The organism is Lelliottia sp. GFLA7, from assembly GCF_056490165.1.
Window position 1 is genome coordinate 565,563 of record NZ_JBWLAQ010000002.1, and the last position, 18,246, is coordinate 583,808.

General features: G+C 54.3%; 23 protein-coding genes. 5 read left to right on the forward strand and 18 right to left on the reverse strand.

What is annotated here, in order from left to right; all coding sequences use genetic code 11:
- Nucleotides 1-28: 28 nt before the first annotated feature.
- On the forward strand, nt 29-394 hold the full coding sequence (locus AC07RN_RS08220; protein ID WP_478336083.1) for a DUF596 domain-containing protein: 366 nt from the start codon (nt 29-31) through the stop codon (nt 392-394).
- A gap of 174 nt (nt 395-568) precedes the next feature.
- Here the strand turns inward: AC07RN_RS08220 and AC07RN_RS08225 are convergent, their stop codons facing one another.
- Together AC07RN_RS08225 and AC07RN_RS08230 are read right to left on the reverse strand one after the other, a co-directional pair.
- Entirely contained in the window at nt 569-1,222 is a 654-nt protein-coding gene (locus AC07RN_RS08225; protein WP_478336084.1) for a hypothetical protein, read from the reverse strand.
- A 174-nt stretch (nt 1,223-1,396) separates the two neighbouring features.
- Nucleotides 1,397-1,825 (reverse strand): VOC family protein, encoded by a 429-nt coding sequence (locus AC07RN_RS08230; protein WP_015959696.1) that lies wholly within the window; start codon nt 1,823-1,825, stop codon nt 1,397-1,399.
- Between the two features lie 374 nt (nt 1,826-2,199).
- Between AC07RN_RS08230 and trhP the strand changes: the two genes are divergently transcribed.
- The gene (gene trhP / locus AC07RN_RS08235) at nt 2,200-3,561 is read left to right on the forward strand and encodes a prephenate-dependent tRNA uridine(34) hydroxylase TrhP (protein WP_478336085.1); all 1,362 of its coding nucleotides are present in this window, start codon (nt 2,200-2,202) and stop codon (nt 3,559-3,561) included.
- Between the two features lie 391 nt (nt 3,562-3,952).
- On the opposite strand, the gene arsC is transcribed toward trhP, so the two are convergent.
- From arsC to AC07RN_RS08250, 3 genes are read right to left on the reverse strand one after another with little or no spacing between them, the layout of a single operon-like run.
- Nucleotides 3,953-4,378 carry a glutaredoxin-dependent arsenate reductase gene (arsC, locus tag AC07RN_RS08240; RefSeq protein ID WP_133630371.1) on the reverse strand — a complete coding sequence of 142 codons (426 nt, stop codon included), beginning with the start codon at nt 4,376-4,378 and terminating at the stop codon, nt 3,953-3,955.
- 12 nt (nt 4,379-4,390) lie between these two features.
- Complete coding sequence (locus AC07RN_RS08245; protein ID WP_133630372.1) at nt 4,391-5,680, reverse strand: arsenic transporter; 1,290 nt, start codon at nt 5,678-5,680, stop codon at nt 4,391-4,393.
- 44 nt (nt 5,681-5,724) lie between these two features.
- Nucleotides 5,725-6,045 (reverse strand): transcriptional regulator, encoded by a 321-nt coding sequence (locus AC07RN_RS08250; RefSeq protein ID WP_133630373.1) that lies wholly within the window; start codon nt 6,043-6,045, stop codon nt 5,725-5,727.
- Nucleotides 6,046-6,130: 85 nt separating this feature from the next.
- Between AC07RN_RS08250 and arsH the strand changes: the two genes are divergently transcribed.
- Entirely contained in the window at nt 6,131-6,829 is a 699-nt protein-coding gene (arsH, locus tag AC07RN_RS08255) for an arsenical resistance protein ArsH (RefSeq protein ID WP_478336086.1), read from the forward strand.
- 135 nt (nt 6,830-6,964) lie between these two features.
- On the opposite strand, the gene AC07RN_RS08260 is transcribed toward arsH, so the two are convergent.
- The 9 genes from AC07RN_RS08260 to AC07RN_RS08300 all read right to left on the reverse strand — a co-directional run bounded on the left by AC07RN_RS08260 (nt 6,965) and on the right by AC07RN_RS08300 (nt 14,209).
- Complete coding sequence (locus AC07RN_RS08260; RefSeq protein WP_072241892.1) at nt 6,965-7,186, reverse strand: DNA-binding transcriptional regulator; 222 nt, start codon at nt 7,184-7,186, stop codon at nt 6,965-6,967.
- Between the two features lie 76 nt (nt 7,187-7,262).
- Nucleotides 7,263-8,432, reverse strand: a complete 1,170-nt coding sequence (locus AC07RN_RS08265) for a phage late control D family protein (protein WP_478336087.1) — start codon at nt 8,430-8,432, stop codon at nt 7,263-7,265.
- On the reverse strand, nt 8,429-8,893 hold the full coding sequence (locus tag AC07RN_RS08270; RefSeq protein ID WP_142503393.1) for a phage tail protein: 465 nt from the start codon (nt 8,891-8,893) through the stop codon (nt 8,429-8,431). The genes AC07RN_RS08265 and AC07RN_RS08270 overlap by 4 nt, the downstream gene beginning before the upstream one ends.
- A gap of 14 nt (nt 8,894-8,907) precedes the next feature.
- Nucleotides 8,908-11,328 carry a phage tail tape measure protein gene (locus AC07RN_RS08275; RefSeq protein ID WP_478336088.1) on the reverse strand — a complete coding sequence of 807 codons (2,421 nt, stop codon included), beginning with the start codon at nt 11,326-11,328 and terminating at the stop codon, nt 8,908-8,910.
- Entirely contained in the window at nt 11,318-11,440 is a 123-nt protein-coding gene (locus AC07RN_RS08280; RefSeq protein ID WP_015960465.1) for a GpE family phage tail protein, read from the reverse strand. Before AC07RN_RS08280 ends, AC07RN_RS08275 begins: the two co-directional genes overlap by 11 nt.
- 32 nt (nt 11,441-11,472) lie before the next feature.
- Nucleotides 11,473-11,781, reverse strand: a complete 309-nt coding sequence (locus AC07RN_RS08285) for a phage tail assembly protein (RefSeq protein ID WP_478336089.1) — start codon at nt 11,779-11,781, stop codon at nt 11,473-11,475.
- Between the two features lie 57 nt (nt 11,782-11,838).
- Nucleotides 11,839-12,357: a phage major tail tube protein gene (locus AC07RN_RS08290; protein ID WP_336993807.1), complete on the reverse strand. Its 519-nt coding sequence runs from the start codon at nt 12,355-12,357 to the stop codon at nt 11,839-11,841.
- Nucleotides 12,358-12,369: 12 nt separating this feature from the next.
- Nucleotides 12,370-13,557 carry a phage tail sheath protein gene (locus AC07RN_RS08295; protein WP_478336090.1) on the reverse strand — a complete coding sequence of 396 codons (1,188 nt, stop codon included), beginning with the start codon at nt 13,555-13,557 and terminating at the stop codon, nt 12,370-12,372.
- Nucleotides 13,558-13,615: 58 nt separating this feature from the next.
- Entirely contained in the window at nt 13,616-14,209 is a 594-nt protein-coding gene (locus tag AC07RN_RS08300; RefSeq protein WP_449546706.1) for a recombinase family protein, read from the reverse strand.
- Nucleotides 14,210-14,256: 47 nt separating this feature from the next.
- Between AC07RN_RS08300 and AC07RN_RS08305 the strand changes: the two genes are divergently transcribed.
- Together AC07RN_RS08305 and AC07RN_RS08310 are read left to right on the forward strand one after the other, a co-directional pair.
- A complete protein-coding gene (locus tag AC07RN_RS08305; RefSeq protein ID WP_478336091.1) occupies nt 14,257-14,769 on the forward strand; it encodes a hypothetical protein in 513 nt (170 codons plus the stop codon).
- Entirely contained in the window at nt 14,769-15,362 is a 594-nt protein-coding gene (locus AC07RN_RS08310; RefSeq protein ID WP_478336092.1) for a tail fiber assembly protein, read from the forward strand. The genes AC07RN_RS08305 and AC07RN_RS08310 overlap by 1 nt, the downstream gene beginning before the upstream one ends.
- Here the strand turns inward: AC07RN_RS08310 and AC07RN_RS08315 are convergent.
- The 4 genes from AC07RN_RS08315 to AC07RN_RS08330 are packed head-to-tail and all read right to left on the reverse strand — an operon-like array spanning nt 15,334 to nt 18,241.
- The gene (locus AC07RN_RS08315) at nt 15,334-15,759 is read right to left on the reverse strand and encodes a tail fiber assembly protein (RefSeq protein ID WP_478336093.1); all 426 of its coding nucleotides are present in this window, start codon (nt 15,757-15,759) and stop codon (nt 15,334-15,336) included. The genes AC07RN_RS08310 and AC07RN_RS08315 overlap by 29 nt on opposite strands.
- Before the next feature lies 1 nt (nt 15,760).
- Nucleotides 15,761-16,735, reverse strand: coding sequence for a phage tail protein (locus tag AC07RN_RS08320; protein WP_478336094.1), 975 nt, complete (start codon nt 16,733-16,735; stop codon nt 15,761-15,763).
- The gene (locus tag AC07RN_RS08325) at nt 16,732-17,340 is read right to left on the reverse strand and encodes a phage tail protein I (RefSeq protein ID WP_478336095.1); all 609 of its coding nucleotides are present in this window, start codon (nt 17,338-17,340) and stop codon (nt 16,732-16,734) included. Before AC07RN_RS08325 ends, AC07RN_RS08320 begins: the two co-directional genes overlap by 4 nt.
- Nucleotides 17,333-18,241, reverse strand: coding sequence for a baseplate assembly protein (locus tag AC07RN_RS08330; protein WP_478336096.1), 909 nt, complete (start codon nt 18,239-18,241; stop codon nt 17,333-17,335). Before AC07RN_RS08330 ends, AC07RN_RS08325 begins: the two co-directional genes overlap by 8 nt.
- Between the last annotated feature and the right edge of the window lie 5 nt (nt 18,242-18,246).

The window sequence follows — 18,246 nt, forward strand, 5'->3', positions numbered from 1 at the left end:
CAAGAACGATATAATTGAGGGATAAGTAATGGAAAATTTCAACGCGTTATACTCATCCGTTATTAAAAGTTGTTATGGTCTGTCGATGGGGGCAATGTGGCAACACGTTCGCATCGACTGCATCGCCTATTCCGACGATGGCTTATTCAGAAAAAAGATCCTCTTTGATATTTTGACTCAATTATTAGAAAAGAAAGTCATTAAGCTTGCAAGAAATGGCCTATTTTTGACAGGTACGCTTTCAGAGCAGTTGGCGCTATTACACCATTCCTGGCCACCTTTTTCATCAGAAGACGAGAATGATGATCTTGATGAGTTTGGACTGTGGTTTTTAGTCAAAGCGCCAGCCGGGATTGTGTGGTTGACATCCGATGGTCAAGAGATATGGACTTAACGAAATGCCTTCAGCCAGAATTTTAACCGCTATTCAAACACTGAATTACGATATAAAAATTTAATTATCAATATTTCTCTACGAATATATAAACTCATCAACCAAATAGATTATATCTGAAAGAAAACCCCAGAGTGTTAATACCGTTTCTCTGGGAGGCATTCTGCGGCAGCCTTATTTTTTAGAGCAGCCCGTGACTTGCGGATAATTACGGCAGACTAAATTGAGATTTTTTTTCGGCTCGAAACCTTTATCCAACATACATTGCTGAACATTCGCAGCTTTACGTAGCGTCGGTACGTAAGGCACCGAACCGAGAGGTTGCGGATAACCGCACTGATACATCACCGCCAGTGCTTGTTTGTCGTTTTCAAGTTCATGAGAAAAATGCAGCGAAGCCCCCGCTTTCCGCCAGGAAATCAATGAAGACGGACTCACACCAGAATCGGGCCTAATGGGATGGAAACCGCGGTCTGAGACAAAAGGCAGCGCGTCTAATTGGCTCTGGCTCAAGGGGTGCCCCTGATCTTGCGTGATGCAGGCTGGCGTATCGCGGTAAACACGAATGCTGCAAATTTTGAACCCGTCTTTACGGGTAAAACCCTGCTTCTCCATGCACTGGTAATACAGCACAGATTCATTATCCGATTTGGGAATTTTAGGGCCATCAATTTGCTCACCGCATTGACGCATCGCGTCGCGCACGCCGTTGATATCCGTATCTGGGCGCTGCCACTGTGTGAGATCCGGTGGGGGTGGACACCCTGTCAGCAGGAATACCGACGTCATCAGCAGAGGTAAAGTCATCGCAGTCGATTTTCGGAACATTAAAATCCCTTATTTATTATTGACTCAGGCATTACGCATAGTGCCCGTCTTACGCCTGTGCGACAACCTCATTCATGCGTTGATCCAGACTGAGAAAATTAACGTATTACCCCCGTCAATAATCGAGAGCGCAGCTCTGCCAGCGTTGTCCCCGGCGCTGCGCATTCGTTGAGATCACGCGTTGCGAATGGCTTCCAGCCCGACACGCTGCCCGAAAGAGAGCTCCAGAGTGTTACCGTCCGGGTCAGCAAAAAAGACAAAGTAGCCAACCGGCTCGCCATAGTCTTGAGGCTCTTTTCGTAAGCACCCTTCTTCACGCGCCATCGCCGTTTTACGATCAATTTCTTCGCGGGTCGCGCAGGCAACGCCAAGGTGACCAAATTGTCCCAACGGGGTATCGGTGACCTTGTCTGCCTGCACAAGAACCAGCGCAAAGGGGCGAGTATGATCGCTTAACCACGCCACTTTACGCGCATCCGGAACGCCAGGCTCACGCGAATGGACAACTTCCATACCGGCATAGCGCTGATAGAAAGCAACGCTCTTGTCTAAATCTCTGACGACAAACGCAACGTGCGTGAAACCAACATCAATATCTTTCATATGCAGAATATGTCCCAGGTTGAGTTCAGAACGTGCATCTTAAAAGCTCAAGTTAACTTTAGGTCAAGACGATTTCGTGATTGATTTTACAGAATATTATTTTTCGTATGGACGGCGGTGATAACCCACGTTTAGCCGGTTTGTGAGAAGCCTCAGCGCGGGTGGCAAGCTGGTGTTGGGTGCATAAGCTATGGATGTTCTGAGTGGTTATCGTTACTGACAGCATGGCAAAGCGCGTTGAAACAAGTGCTAGCGGGTAAAAGGTTTACCTCCCTCCCCCGCAGCGCTACAATGCCCGCCCTTAAAGTACGGGATCTCCCCACCGCTGCACCTGGTGCAGGCGGATCTGACCTGTCATCAGAACGAGAACAAACATGTTTAAACCAGAACTCCTTTCCCCGGCGGGAACGCTGCAGAATATGCGTTACGCTTTCGCCTATGGCGCAGATGCCGTGTATGCGGGCCAGCCGCGTTACTCACTGCGCGTGCGTAATAACGAATTCAATCACGAGAATTTACAGCTCGGCATCAACGAAGCGCATGCTCTGGGCAAAAAATTCTACGTCGTGGTGAACATTGCGCCGCACAACGCCAAGCTGAAAACGTTTATTCGCGATCTCAAGCCGGTCGTGGAAATGGGTCCTGACGCGCTGATTATGTCGGATCCGGGTTTAATCATGTTGGTGCGCGAGAACTTCCCGGAAATGGATATTCACTTATCCGTGCAGGCGAACGCCGTGAACTGGGCGACGGTGAAATTCTGGAAACAAATGGGCCTGACCCGCGTGATCCTGTCGCGTGAGCTGTCGCTCGAAGAGATCGAAGAAATCCGTACTCAAGTCCCGGAAATGGAGCTAGAAATCTTCGTTCACGGCGCGCTGTGCATGGCCTATTCTGGCCGCTGCCTGCTGTCGGGTTACATCAACAAACGAGATCCGAATCAGGGCACCTGCACCAACGCCTGTCGCTGGGAATATAACGTCCAGGAAGGCAAAGAAGATGATGTGGGTAATATCGTGCATCAGCACGAACCGATTCCGGTGAAAAACGTTGAGCCAACGCTGGGCGTGGGCGCGCCGACCGACAGCGTGTTTATGATTGAAGAAGCAAAGCGTCCGGGCGAGTACATGACGGCGTTCGAAGACGAGCACGGCACCTACATCATGAACTCAAAAGATCTGCGGGCGATTGCGCACGTTGAGCGTCTGACCCAGATGGGCGTGCATTCGTTGAAAATCGAGGGCCGCACCAAATCATATTACTACTGCGCACGCACCGCGCAGGTGTATCGCAAAGCCATCGACGACGCTGCAGCCGGTAAACCGTTTGATACCAGCCTGCTGGAAACGCTGGAAGGCCTGGCGCATCGCGGCTATACAGAAGGTTTCCTGCGTCGCCACACGCACGACGATTACCAGAACTACGAGCATGGCTATTCCGTGTCCGAGCGCCAGCAGTTTGTCGGTGATTTTACCGGCGCGCGTAAAGGCCCTTTAGCCGCCGTCGCGGTGAAAAACAAATTCACCATGGGCGATAGCCTTGAGCTGATGACCCCGCAGGGGAACATCAACTTTACGCTGGAACACATGGAAAACGGCAAAGGCGAGACCATCACGGTGGCGCCTGGTGACGGGCACACCGTGTGGTTGCCAGTACCGGAAGAAGTGGAGCTGGAATATGCGCTGCTGATGCGCAATTTCGCGGGTGAAAGCACCCGTAATCCGCACAATAAATAGTTTATTAGGGTTATTTTTCACAGCCGGAAGATTCTTAGAAACGGATCACATACCGCTTCGTTTGTTACGGGTATTATCCCTTCCGCTGAAAAACATAACCCATAAATGCTAGCTGTACCAGGAACCACCTCCTTAGCCTGCGTAATCTCCCTTACGCAGGCTTATTTTTTTTGATTAAGCCAATGAAATAAAAGGATTTATTTCTGGTAGCGTCCACGCATTGACCACATCGATAGCTAAAGCCCTGCATATGCGGGGCTTTTGTTTTAACTGAGGCTGATAGATAAATCATATTTAGTCAGTAACGAGCATGCTTTTGACCGTCTGCTATGAGCGAGAAGCGGACGCCCGCATAGAGTAAACAGGCGCCCGATACTATAAAACGGGCAGATTACTTAACCCGCTTCCCCGCTTCGTCAATGACCTTCTCACCATCCTCTTTGGTAAAAGCTCCTTTTTGACCTTCCGGTAGAATATCCAGCACTACTTCCGAAGGGCGGCAAAGACGCGTGCCAAGCGGTGTCACTACTACCGGCCGATTAATCAGGATCGGATGTTGAAGCATAAAATTAATCAACTGCTCATCAGTAAATGTCTCTTCATCAAGACCCAGTTGGGCGTAAGGTTCAACATTCTTACGCAGCAGTTCGCGTACCGTAATCCCCATATCTGAAATAAGTTTAATCAGCTCATCCCGGGTCGGTGGCGTATCAAGATAGTAAATAATGGTCGGTTCGTTACCGCTGTTACGGATCATCTCCAGCGTGTTGCGTGAAGTGCCACAGGCCGGGTTGTGGTAGATGGTAATGTTGCTCATATCAGTATCTCATTACAAGGTGACAGAGAGCCGCCACGCCAGCGCGGCCAGAGTGACAAACAGCACTGGCACAGTCATGACAATGCCGGTACGGAAGTAATATCCCCAGGAGATCGTCATATTTTTCTGGGCAAGCACATGCAGCCACAATAGGGTAGCCAGGCTGCCAATAGGGGTAATTTTCGGACCTAAATCGCAGCCAATCACATTGGCATAAATCATTGCCTCTTTGACGACGCCGGTCGCCGTACTCCCGTCAATCGACAGCGCGCCAATCAGCACCGTCGGCATATTGTTCATCACTGATGAGAGGAATGCAGTCAGGAAGCCAGTGCCAAACGTCGCTGCCCATAAACCTTTGTCTGCCAGCAGGTTCAGCACGCCAGACAGGTAATCCGTAAGTCCTGCATTGCGCAGGCCATAGACCACCAGGTACATGCCCAGCGAGAAAACAACGATCTGCCATGGTGCACCGCGCAGGACTTTCCCGGTGTTAATGGCATGACCTTTTTTCGCCACCACAAACAACACTACTGCGCCAGTAGCCGCTATTGCACTGACAGGGATCCCCAACGGCTCCAGAACAAAGAAACCGATAAGCAACAATAACAGGACAATCCAGCCCGCTCTGAAGGTTGCGGGATCTTTTATCGCACTGGCAGGCATTTTCAGCAGCGAAACGTCATACGTCGCCGGGATATCTCTGCGGAAGAATAAATGCAGCATGACCAGCGTGGCCACAATCGCTGCCACATCCACGGGGATCATAACAGAGGCGTACTGGGTGAAGCCCAGACCGAAGAAATCCGCCGAGACGATATTCACCAGGTTAGAAACAATGAGCGGCAGGCTGGCCGTATCTGCAATAAACCCTGCGGCCATCACAAAGGCCAGGGTAGTGCCCTGGCTGAATCCCAGGGCGAGCAACATCGCAATTACAATCGGCGTCAGGATCAGCGCGGCGCCGTCATTGGCAAACAACGCCGCAACAGCGGCACCGAGCAACACTATCCATGTAAACAGCAGGCGGCCATGCCCGTTTCCCCAACGGGAGACATGTAGTGCGGCCCATTCAAAGAAACCGGACTCATCAAGCAGCAGGCTGATAATAATCACCGCAATAAATGCCGCTGTCGCGTTCCAGACGATATTCCAGACAACGGGAATATCAGCAATATGGATAACACCGGTTCCCAGAGCCAGCACTGCCCCGATACTCGCGCTCCAGCCAATACTCAGGCCTCTGGGCTGCCAGATCACCAGTACCAGTGTCAGTACAAAGATACTCCCTGCCAGAAACATTTCAGACCCCTATATATATGTTTATATGCATGTGAACTATTGTCTTAGCAGGAAGTACAAGCAGATTTTTCCAGCCATTCACGCACATCTTCACGCAGACACTCCCAAGACGTAGTGATCGTTCCAGCTGCCCAGGCAGGCATATGGGGTGACAGGCGATAGTGGATCCATTTCCCTTCCCGACGGTCGAGGACGAGCTCGGCCTCGCGCAAAATAGCCATGTGACGTGAGATTTTAGGTTGTGACTCGGTGGTAGCCGCGCAGATATCGCAGACGCACATCTCCCCGGATTCCCGAAGGAGCATCACAATGGCGAGGCGGGTTTCATCCGACAGAATTTTGAAAAGCTGAACAGGTTGTAGCATTTGTCACTCCGTTCCCTTTAGAATACACATATGATAAAGCATATGTGTTTGCTTTAAAATAACCTGTCCGCTCTGGAGGAGAAAAATGGAACAATTTCCTGCGCTGAATACTGCATGCTTTGATCAACACATCGTTGAACGTCTGCACCTTCAACAGCCACCACGGATTCTGATCCTGTATGGCTCAGTAAGAGAGCGCTCATACAGCCGCTTTGCCGCGGAGGAAGCAGGCCGCCTGTTGACGGTGATGGGCGCGGAGGTGAAATTTTTTAACCCCTCCGGTTTACCCCTGCCAGATGATGCGCCGGACACGCACCCTAAAGTCACGGAACTCCGCGGTCTGGTCAGATGGTGTGACGGGATGGTGTGGAGCTCTCCGGAACGACACGGATCTATGAGCGCGGTTATGAAAGCGCAGATCGACTGGTTACCCTTAAGTGAAGGCGCGGTTCGTCCTTCGCAGGGTAAAACACTTGCAGTAATGCAGGTCTGTGGCGGTTCGCAGTCCTTTAATGCCGTGAACCAGATGCGCATTCTTGGCCGATGGATGAGAATGTTCACTATCCCCAACCAGTCCTCAGTGGCAAAAGCCTGGCAGGAGTTCGATGAAAACGGGCGAATGAAACCCTCATCCTGGTATGATCGTATCGTCGATGTAGCAGAAGAGTTGTTCAAAATTACTCTGTTACTTAAAGGTCATGTTGAATATCTGGCAGACCGATACAGCGAACGAAAGGAAAGCCATCAGGAACTCTCATCCCGCGTTAATCAGGAAAAAATATAAAGATTCTCCCCTTATGAAAACACGTGGTATGCATTCATCAATGTCCGTTTGTGGCACTTTGCAGACGGTCATGTGATTAACAGCACAAATCTAACAGATACAAAAAGCCCCGCAATTGCGGGGCTTTCTCGTTGGTCACATCCAGTGGATCTGCTGCTGTCCTGAGCTTGTCGGGTGTGGTGGTGCTGGCACGACCTCACCCGGTGAAACGATAAAACGCGAAAGGGTTTCGGTCGTGACAAAGGTGCAACTGCAGTTGATATTTTGGCACTGATGATAACGCTCTTTTGTCGTGTCTGAAAAATAGCGACTCGTGCGAGCATGAGCGGCGTGATGGCATTTAGGACAGTGAAACATGATGAGCACCTTTGAACGTTTCCGATGCATGCATTTTACTCATTTTAACCATACAAAACAAACACATATAAACAGTTCAGCTTTCTGTTTCTTCGCTCTCATACTCCACGTCAGAAACCTTGACCTCAAGCTCTAAGCCCGTCGTGTAGCCGTTCCCGTTGAGACTGTGCACCACGCGGCTGATTATCCACGCCTGCTCGTCTATCACGCGCTTAAAGCCTTTCACCGCTACCGGCGTTTCAGGAAATAAATCTGCACGGCCAATAGCCAGCGAGATTGAAAACTCCGCCACCCCGCGCTGTATTTTGTCCCACTTTGCCTGAGCGGCACGCATCGCCTGCGCCTTTGTCGCGTAGATGGTTGTAAGCTCCAGCACGTTGTCAGCCTCACCGGCCATATACTCACCCTCTCGCGCTTCCTGCTCCTTTTTGGCTTTGGCCTTTGCGGTGGTTTTGGTCGCTTTCGGATGCTGCAGCGCGCGCAGGTGTTTCTCTTTAGGCTTGCGTTTCAGCTTCACCTTTTGCTTTTGCGGTTTCGGGTCTTTGGTGTGCAGCCATTTCGCCGTCACGCCGGTGTAAGCCTCACGGTCAGCAATGGCAAACTGATGCCGGTCGCCGTCACCCCGCTCGATGGTCATTTGCGGGATGGGTTTGCCGCTGGCCGTCATCCCACGACCGGCTTTAATGAATAACAGTTTTCCGGCTTTTACCGAGACAGATGCGCCGTTACGCTCCGCAAGCCTGGACAAAAACGCCGTGTCGGATTCCTGCGTCTGGTCGATATGCGGGATCGCAATGGCTTTCAGGGTATCCGCCATGCTGGCCGTCAGTTTGTTACGCTGCGCGATGGTCTCGACAATCACCCCGAGCGTAGTGTCATGCCATGACTGCTCGCGGCGAGAATTCAGCGTCCCGCGAAAATCCGCACTGCGCCCCCGGATGGTCAGCGTATCGGGCGCGCCCCGGTGCTCGATTTCATCGACCGTAAAACTCCCCTTATTCACCAGCGCGGAGCCCTGCCAGCCCAGCCACAGCGTCAGCTTTGCCCCGCGCGGCGGCAGCTCGACCAGCCCGTCAGTATCATCGAGCTCGATATCGAGCTGGTCAGCCTCGAATCCTCGATTGTCGGTCATGGTCAGCCCGATAAGCCGGTCGCTAAAATTCTGTGTGATATCCGCGCCATTGAGCGTGAGCATATACGCAGGCGCGATACGCGCTCCGGCCTGAATATTCATGTCAGTTATCATCCCGTCAGCCCTCCCAGCCAGTTACCGGCATCAGTGACCAGATTGCTGGCCTGCGTTTTCAGGTCGCCATAGATGGCCGCGAGTGACTTATCGACGCGTTTCAGCGACAGGCTAAACTCAATCTTTCGCGCCGCACCGTCGCTGAAAAACTCGCTGTGGGTGTGCGTCACTTTATCGATGACATACATCCCGTGGATCATGCCGTTCCCGTCAATCAGCGGCCACGCCCGTCCCTCGTCGGCCATCAGTTCGACGGCCAGCAAGGACAAACGACCGCCGGTGATTTCCGGGTAAAGCACACCCGACAGCGTGCGCGTGGTTTCCCCCTCTCCGAGAAACTGATACGCCGGTGGCTTGCCGATACGGTCGTTTGACGCCCAGCGGTAATCTTTCGAATACTGCATCGACTGATACGGCAGGGTGCACCGTTCAAACACAAAAAAGCCCAGCACCATTAACATGCTTAATGTTCTCCTTAATCGTGTCTCATGCTGGAGCGCTGGCGCGCACGGTTTTCGCGGTCGAGCTTGTCGACGGCGTCGCGGAGCTGGCGGTCGAGGTCACTCCCCGGTGCAACGCCACCCTGCAGGGTGATGTTGTACTCGCTTTTGCTCTGGTCGATGTACGAGCGGCCTGCGGGAGCCGTCACCGGCTGATAACCCTGATAGCCGCCATAATCCGCTGTTGCCGGGACATACCCGCCACCGGCGGCGGTCTTATCCGTTTTCGCGGCGTTCTGGTCGAGGTCGCTCGATTCTTTTTTGATGACCCCGAGCTTTTCCAGCAACCAGCTAACCTTTCCGCTCAGGCTGTTAAAGATATTCAGCGGAGCCATCAGCGCATCGGTCAGCCCCTGACCAAAGGCCACCACGACATTTTTGCAGCGCTCGAAAATATCCTGCAGGGATTTCACCGGCGCAAACAGGTCAGTAAACCATTTCCAGACCGCACCGAGCTTTTCCGCGATAGCGTCAAACACCGGTGACAGTGAATCAAAAGCTGTTTTAATCCCCGCCACCACCTCCGAGAAAAAGGCGCTTATCGGTTCCCAGAATTTATAGATGAGCAAGGCAGCGCCCACGACAGCCGCCACCACGGCCACCACCGGCAGACTGATTGCCCCAATAGCCGTGACAATGGCCGTCCCGGCCGTGGTGAAAATCACACTCAGCAGACCGGCAGCAGCAATAATCCCGTTAATCCCGGCGATGACCGGCCAAGCAATCAGGCCAATTCCGCCCAGCACACCGACCAGCGCCAGCGCACCGGCAGTCACACTGAAAATGGTCTGCGTCAGCTCAGGATTCGCTTTCGCCCAGGCGGCAACCTTGCCGAGCATATCGGTCGCGGAAACCGTCAGGCGGCGCAATGCGGAGTTCTCTTTATCGAATACCTCAATCTGCAAATCTTCATAAGCCGACTGCAGGTTTTTCAAATCCCCGTCGAGGTTGTCGGTCTGGATTTTGGCTATCCGCTCCGTGGTTCCTTTTGAATCCCCGATTTGCTGGCGCTTATTCGCCAGTGACCCGTCACCGGCAGCGGCGACGAGTTTAATCGCCCCCTTCATCGCCTCCTCACCAAAGATGACTTTCAGGTATTCGCCCTGCTCCGCCGTCCCGAGCTTGTTTTTCGCAAAGGACTTATGAATATCCTTGAGGATTTTCTCGACCGGGAGCATGTTCCCTTTGCCGTCGCGGGTTTTCACGCCTAACTCTGAGATAGCATCGACCGCTTTACCCATCGGAGCCTGCAGACGGTTGAAAATGGCACTCGCCCCGGTCCCGGCCATCGAGCCTTTAATCCCGTTATCCGCCAGAATCCCGAGCATCGCCGTGGTGTCTTCAATACTCGCCCCGGCGGCCTCCGCAATCGGCGCAACGTACTTCATCGCCTCGCCCAGCTCGACAAGGCCAGTATTCGACGACGTAAAACCTTTGGTCATCACATCCGCGACGCGCTCAATCTCGGTGGTGGACAGGTTAAACGCCGATTGCATGTTGGTAATGATGTCGGCGGCTTCGGCAATATCGACATCAGCCGCAAGGCTCAGGTTGACGGTTGAACCGGTCGCGGCCAGCACGTCGTCAGCGTTATAGCCCGAGCGTGCGAGCGTGGTCTGCGTGCGCGCGACGTCACCCGGCGAAAAGGCCGTGGTCGCACCGATATCACGCGCCTGTTGACGAATGGCCGCGAGTTTGTCATCGCTTTTATCAAGCCCGAGGATCGCCTGCGTGCCTGACATCTGTTTATCAAATACGATGCCCGGCGCGATGAAGCGCGACGCCCCGTAAAGCCCGGCAGTTGACACACCGACGCCGACCATCCCGGCATTGCGCGCCCCGGCGGCGAGCTGCTGTCCGGATTCGTAGCGTTTTTTCACCGCGCTGAGTCTGGCCTGTTGCTGGCTGACCCGCGCCAGCGCGTCGCGCTGACGGTTAAGCTGCGCGGTTGTCTCACTGATTCGCGACCTGAGCCCCCGCTCATCACCCGACAGTTGGCGGGTATTAATCCCCGCTTGTGTGAGCTCGGTGCGCTGACGCTGCACGGACTGACGCAGGCCGTTATATTTGAGCTGCAGGTCGGCAGCAGATTTCTTCGCCGCTTCCAGTGCGCGCGCCTGTGCGAGCGTGGGTATCTCGGTGTTTTTAAACTGGACGGCCAGCGCAGCCGCTTCCTGCTTTGCCTTGTTGAGCGACTGCCCGGTCACGGCAAGCTGCGCGCTGGCTTTTCGAAATCCGTCAATGCGGGATGCCTGCGCATTGAGCTCGCGCAGGGATTTCTGTGAAGTGCGGATATCGCCCGACAGGGATTTACTGGCGGTCTGGATAGCTTTAAGCGGTCGGCTTGCCCGGTCGACTGCGTTCAGCAGCACCTCAAGTCTGACGTTATTGCTCATGTTGGTTTCCGCTACGTTGCAGCGCCTTGTCGCGCCATGTCAGGAGCCCGGTCAGGCTCAGGGAATTCAGCTCTGACGGCGGCCAGTGAAATATCACTGCGATATCCGCCATCAGATCATCGACCGACAGGTTTTCAGGGAACGTTAACGAGCCGAAGCCGGTGACAAAAAACCGACCACCTTACCGGCGAACGACAGCAGATCGGACGCGTCGAGGCGAATAATTTCGTGTTCTGTCAGCACCGGATAGGTCATGCGCGGCAGCACCTTAATCAGTGCATCGACATCCGATTGTGCCAGCGCCGCCAGCGACACGCCGCGCAGGGTTCCCGCATTCGGTTTGGTTAACGTCACCTGCTCGATTTTCTGCTCACCGCGCATTAGCGAGGTATCGAGGATCACGACGTTAGGATTTACGGTTTCGGTTACTGCAGTTTCGTTGATATTTTCCATCAGCTTTTTCTCGTCAAAATTAAGAGACCGGCCAGCCTCGCTGACCGGTTCAGGGGGTTACAGGCCAATCGCCTTACGGTGTTCCGCCAGACGGTCAACGCCGTCGACTTTCAGCACCATGTTAATGACGTCAATCTCAATGACTTCTTTGCCGTCAATCGTGAGCTGGTAATAGGCGAGCTCGGTCGACATTTTGGTCGTCCCGCTTTCACCCTGCTTGTTCTCGCCGCCATCGTACTCTTTGTGACGGCCACGCATTACCACCTCAACGGCAGAAATTACGCCGGTGTCGTCGCGCTGATACGAGCCTGCAAAACGCAGCGGTACGCTGTCAGCACCCGGCGAGGCGTACTGCGCCCACAGGTCGATGTCCGGCAGACCGCCGAGCGTCCACTCAAGCGACAGCGCGTCGTCATCGAGGCCGAGGTCAATCGACACCGAGCCCGGCATCCCGCCGCCGCGATACTTCTCAAATTTGCGGGTCAGCTTTGGCAGGGTGACGGATTCCACGACGCCCATGTAGCTCAGACCGTCGTTGAACATGTTCAGATATTTAAGCTTGCGCGGTAGTGACATGCTTGCAGCTCCTTAGCTGTTGACCGAGTCCGACAGGATCGCCAGATAGGTATCAGTGATGCGCTGGCGCAGGGTCAGGTTTTCCAGCGGCGGGACAGGGGTGTAGTCGTAATCGATATTCAGTTCCCCCGCCTTGAGGGTCGCAATATCGTTTGAATCCGGGTCGTACCAGCACGCGCCATCGACGATATAGCCGTTGTTTTTCAGCTCGCGGAATTTGGCATTGATACCCGCAACGATGTCACGAATAAGCGTCGCGGTGATGGGCTTATCCATCGCCCACGCGTGCGCCTCCGCCATCGTGTCAGCCAGCACCTGCGCGGTGCGGGTGTAGTTCTCAAACAGGAAAAGCGGGTCATCCGAGCAGGTGCGGTTTCCCCAGAACTTAAAGCCGTCGTTGCGAATCAGTGTGGTGACACCGGCCTGATTCAGCAGATTCGCGTCGGTGGCAGGCTCCTGCAAATCCCATGAGACCGAGGCGCTGACACCGGTGACACCGTTCACGCCGACGTTAGACAGGGTTTTATGCCAGCCGACCGTCTGGTCGATTCTGGCACGCAGACCGAGTGCGCGCGCCGTCGCCCAGGCGGTTGAAGTTTCATTCGCCGTGGTGTCCCATGCCAGAAAATCAGGGAAAATGACCATCAGCTCGCGCTGACTGAAATTCTCGCGATAGTCGATGGCTTCGGAAATGGTTTTGCAGCCCCACGCGCTGATATAACCAAAGGCGCGCAGGCTCTGACACGTTGAAGCGAGCGCGGTCGCCACTTCCTGAGAATCCAGCCCCGGCACGCCGAGAATGCGCGGCTTAACGCCGGTGACAGTTTTCGCCGTGAGCAGCGCTTTCAGGCCTGTGTATTTGCCGTTCTCATCGGTCGTGCCGATGATGTTGGAAATCGTTTCGGCTTTAGCTTCCTCCGGGTCTGCATGGGTACTTTCCGCCACGCGCACGGCCACAATGACCGGTTTACACTGGTCAGCGATGGCCTGCAGGGACGCCGACAGCGTGCCTTTTTTACCTGCTTTGCCGATGGCGCTTTGCACGTTAGTAATGAGCACCGGCTCATTCAGCGGGAAGGTTTTTGCGTCCGCATCGCTGGCCGTGCAGACCATGCCGATGATGGCCGTTGAGACGGTGGAAATGGTGCGCACGCCATCATTAATCTCGATGACCTGCACGCCGTGATGATAGTCACTCATCCGTTTAACTCCGTGGTTTTGGGGTGAGTGCCATTCTCCTGATACCGTAAAAGACCGTCTAATCGTGAGGGTTCGGCAATGTCTGACACAACGACGAGCCGGGATTTGTGGCCGGAAATTTTTTATAAAGCGTGGAAATACCCACATCAAAAATCATGGCGACTCGCTGGCGTGACTCACCGGCGGCGATTAGCCTCCCGGCCTGCGCCCATTGTTCGGGGTTCAGTTTTGGACGTCGCCCCCCGATACGCCCCTCAGCACGAGCCGCCGCCAGCCCTGCGCAAGTTCGCTCGACGATCAACTCACGCTCCATTTCAGCCAGAGCCCCCATAACATGGAAGAAAAAACGCCCCATTGGGGTACTGGTGTCGATACTGTCTGTCAGGCTTCTGAAGTTAATGCCCCGGCTTCGCAAATCCTCAATCAGTGAGACCAGATTTCGCATACTGCGCCCGAGTCTGTCCAGCTTCCACACCATAAGCGTATCCCCCTCAGAAAGTGCCCGAAACAGTTTTTTCAGGCCGGGTCTTTCTGCGGTTTTACCGCTCATTTTATCCTCGAAAATCAGTTCACATCCTGCGCTTTCAAGCGCGTTTCTCTGTAGGGCTGTGTTCTGGTCATTTGTTGATACGCGCACGTAACCAATTAGCATCGTTATTTACCCGGCAAAAGCCTGTAATGATGCCACCTGGTCGCTGAATGATCATTTTCAAAAAGGTTGGTTTAGGAGCAGGCGCTCCGGCAATTGGCGTGCCGTTCTTATGGCCATCTTCTGCAATGCCCAATACCGTCATGGACGAATGGGCTGGCATGGTGTTTTTGAAGTTCAACGGCGCTACTTTCTCGGCAGCAACATACCCAAAACTCGCACTGGTTTTCCCTGCGCTACTGCTTCCTGAGGCTCGCGGTGAGTTTCTTCGTATTTGGGATGATGGTCGGGGCGTGGATGCCGGACGAGCATTGTTGTCAGCTCAACTGGATGCGCTCCAGAATATTACTGGCACTATCGGTCGCTTACAGATGTTCAGGGATGTTGCTTACAGTGGACCCTTTGCAATATCCGACTCTGCTTTAACCACAGGGCTAGCACCTTCCTCGAATGGTGGTTACGGTGCAGCCAACTATAGCTTTGATATTTCTCGCGTGGCGCGAACCGCAACAGAAACCCGCTCCCGCAACATCGCATTCAACCTTCTGGTAAGGGCTAAATAATGAAACCTGTTTTTGGCGAAGACGGACACGCGACAACGCCCGGTGATATTCGCGCTTATTATTTCGATCACATCACCGGTGAGTACACTGGCTGGTCGGATGAATTTATCAATATCGGTGTGAGCATGCCCGGTTGCAGCACCGACATTGTTCCGGGGGAAGAAATTGCAGGATTTGCCCAGGTATTTACCGGCCAGCGCTGGGAGTCGCAGGAAGACCATCGCGAGAAAACGGTGTATTCAACATCAGACCGTAAATCTTCTGTCGTGGATTATATTGGGTGTATTCATGAAGGTTTCACACTAGCAGCACCTTCATCAACGCAATACGATAAATGGAATGGCAAGGCATGGGTGAAGGATGCGGCAGCGCTCAAATCTGGACAAATTGCTGATGCCGAGCAGGAGCGGCGCTTTCTTCTTGCTGAGGCAGACCAGTTTACTGCTGACTGGCGTACTGAGCTTTCGCTGGGAATTATCGATGATGCGGATAAGGCAAAATTAACGGTCTGGATGAAATACATTAAAGCGGTGAAGGCCGTCGACACCTTCACCGCACCTGATATTAACTGGCCTGCACGCCCGGAAGAATAGGCCATACGGGTTTTGTTGTATCGACTCGCATCAGCAAAACCCGGTATTTTTTCCATTCGGCCAGCGCAGCCGTTTCATCTTCTGTCGCTATACCTGCGTCCATAGCATCATGACGCCAGTTAATTTCCGAATCAGCCTTTGCCCTTAGGCCAGCTTGTTTTGATTGTGCTGCCTGCTGCAGTTGCTCTGCAGTGGGCGGTGGCATATCAACCCAGCCGGGGCGACCGTCAACAGTATCAATGTACTTTCCCAAAGGCGCAGGAAACAATGCTGCATATTCTTCCGACGTGATATCTACACCATCCTCCGGCCAGCTACCCGCCGCCACAAGACGTTTTTTTTCATTCATCGGATAGAATCCCGCGAGGGACGGACTCCATACATATTCAGCTTTCATATTACGATACCCCAACTGCAATCCAGTCCACGTTAAATCCACCGGCTCCGCCCTGCCACAACCCAAAGCGCGTGGTCGTTTTTGAGCCCGTCCCGAGTCCAATATCTGCGGGAGCCTGAGCTCCCGCACCTCCCTGCGAAACCCCGACATCATTCCAGACAGTAGCAACCCTGAAATCTGCAGAGGAAAAAGCACGAGGTAGGGTGACGTACTGATTATTCACACCCGTCGCAAAACCTGCTGTTCCGCGCTGGATTGTAGTCCCATCGGGAAAGCGCACCCATCCAGCGCCGGATGTGAATGCTGACATATCGGGAATCTGTCCCTGACCAGTTCCAACCGTACGCGTTGCCGCTTCTTTCAAACCAAGGTTTTCGAGAACCTTTGCGATAAGACCGGCATCAGCCATTTCTTTGAGCGCATTCTCGATAAGTGGATACTGGTTATGAGGGTTAGCTTTTGCCTCATGATTTTTCAAGAGCTTGTCAGCGTAGCCCTTCACCTCGATAACAGCGTCATCAACGTATTTACGAGTTGCCAGCACCACCGACGGGTCAATTTTCAGGGTGATCGCAGACGTGGCTGACACAATCAGAATCATGCGAATGGTCTGAGTGCGGCCGCTCCCCTCCTGCAGTTGCGGCTTGTAGGTCTCGGGACAGTTCGCCACGGCAATGAGCACACCGTCATCGTCGTAAAGACCAATTTCACGAATCCAGAAACCGCCCTCATTCTCGGGAATAATTTGCTCCGCGATAATCTGGCTTGAGTTGTTCGGATCAACGCTCAGCATGTTTAACGGCGCGATGCGCTTTTGGTTAATCAGCTTCGTCTGTGCCGCGTCTGGCGTCGGCAGGATGCCGTTACCGTCCCCGACCGCTAATTGTGTCAGGTTGAGTTTTGTGCCGAGCGCGGTCGCATTCGCCAGTTTTGCCGCGCCCTGATTCGTCAGAATGGCGAAATATTTCGCTGTCATGCGTTCACTCTCAGGTTGTCGATTAAATGGATGGCCGAGGCCGGGAAATATTCACCACCGACGACAATCTCCTCGGGGGTGTAGGGGTAAACGGTCAGCGCGTCACCGTGATAGCACCCCGCGCCGATATACAGCTCTCCGGCGGTACTCAGGCAGATAGCGAGCCCGGTCAGGTGGCGACTTGCTGGTTTCGCATCGTGAATCAGGCGTTCGAGCTCCTGATACATTTCATCCGTGATACCGTTGTCGAGTACGCCGACAACGAGCCGGAATGTGCCAGGCTCCTCGTTGAGCTGCCACCACTCCCGCACCTCAATCAGAAAACCAAGTGGCTCCACCACCCGACGCAGGGCGCTAATCGTGCCTTTGTGCTGATGGACGAAAAACGAGGAGGCGATGACGCTGCGTTTAGTTGCCTCCGGCCACGTCTCATCCCAGCGGTCGACCGACAGCGCCCACGCCAGATACGGCAGCAGATTCACCGGACAGGTTCGCCAGTTCCACAGGGTGCGCAGCGACACCGGCACGCGCTGAATCTCAGCCAGCGCAGCAGCGGCGGCGACCTCAAGCGTCGACGAGCCAGCGGGTAACAGCCGGTCAGTCATCCGAGCCCCCGACAGTTATCTGGTAGCCGGTGCAGTTCGATGCCTGCGACGGGGTCAGCACGATGTCGGCCAGCGGGGAATCAAGCCCGACACGCTGCACCCCCTCAACATGCAGCGCGGCATAAATGGCAGACAGGCGGATATCACGCCCGAGGCGGTGCTGCGCGCTGATATAGCTTTTGAGTTTCTGCTCTGCAGCCTGTCGGACAGGCTCCGATTCGGGGCCGGGGTAAACGTAAAGCGTCGCGTCAATCTCATACGGCACAATCTCAGCCGACCGGACGGTCACGCGGTCGCCTACCGGGCGCACGGTTTCGGCATTGAGCGCCTTTTCAACCGCCGCCAGCAGGTCAGCGCTGGCCGTCCCGTCACCCTCGCGGGACAGCACAGAAATCGTGACACAGGCAGGCGTCGGACTCTCGACCGACACGTCAGCGACCCGCCCGTCGGCGCTGCGTCCATGATATTCATACGCCCCGACCGGACCCGCCACGCTCAGCCCCTCAAACGCCTGCTGCGCACGCAGGCGCAAATCGGCGTCAGATTCCATCACGGCCGACGTCGGCGGGAGTGTGGTGTCGTCCTGCGGGATGACCGTCAGGCGCAGGGTGTTGTTGTTGGCGGCAACCACATCGAGGTCAGCCCCGGCGGCATACGCCAGCATCACTGCGCGCGCCGCTTCATTGACGCGCTGACGCCAGATAACCTCCCGGTAAGCGTTCTCCTGCAGTAGTTTCACAATCGGCTCAGATTCGAGCGTCAGGGTGCGCGCGACCGCCTCCTGCTGGTCTTCTGGATAGAGCGAGACGAGTGTCGCCTTGCGCTCGGTCAGAATGGTTTCATAATCCAGCTCCTCCACCACATCGGGCGCAGCGAGCTGGTTCAGGTCGACAATAGGCATGATGT